1 protein-coding gene is annotated in these 533 nt (G+C 67.0%); it reads left to right on the top strand.

From position 1 onward, the window contains the following. Nucleotides 1–137: 137 nt before the first annotated feature. The coding region (locus FJR74_RS08535) for an aminotransferase class III-fold pyridoxal phosphate-dependent enzyme (protein WP_211333948.1) at nucleotides 138–533 on the top strand (396 nt) is incomplete at its 3' end.

The raw sequence follows: 533 nt of genomic DNA on the forward strand, positions 1-533 counted from the left end.
TAGGAGCCCGTCTCGTGGGCTGGTCTAGAGCCGACCGGGATTCGGTGCCAGCATCGGGCTGAGTGTCTTCAGGCTGATTCGGCGGTGCCATGCATGCATGCTCCCCGATGGCAGAGGTTTTGGCGACCGTTACTGGGATGGGCCGTGGCGTGGCTGCATTACCCTCGATCTCCATGGCTGCGGCGACTGGCGGGTTGACGCCCGAGCAGATCATCGCGGTCGATGGCGCCCAGCTGTGGCACCCTTACAGCTCCATCGGCAGGGAAGCCGTGGCGCCGGTGGTGGCCGTCGCCGCCCACGGAGCGTGGTTGACGCTGATTCGCGACGGCCAGCCGATCGAGGTGCTCGACGCGATGAGCTCCTGGTGGACCGCGATCCACGGGCACGGCCACCCCGCTCTGGACCAGGCGTTAACCACCCAGTTGCGGGTGATGAACCACGTCATGTTCGGGGGGCTGACTCACGAGCCGGCGGCCCGGCTGGCGAAGCTGCTGGTCGACATCACCCCGGCGGGTCTCGACACGGTGTTCTTC

This window comes from Metamycoplasma neophronis (assembly GCF_006491995.1).
Taxonomy (GTDB): Bacteria; Bacillota_I; Bacilli_A; order Mycoplasmatales; family Metamycoplasmataceae; genus Metamycoplasma; species Metamycoplasma neophronis.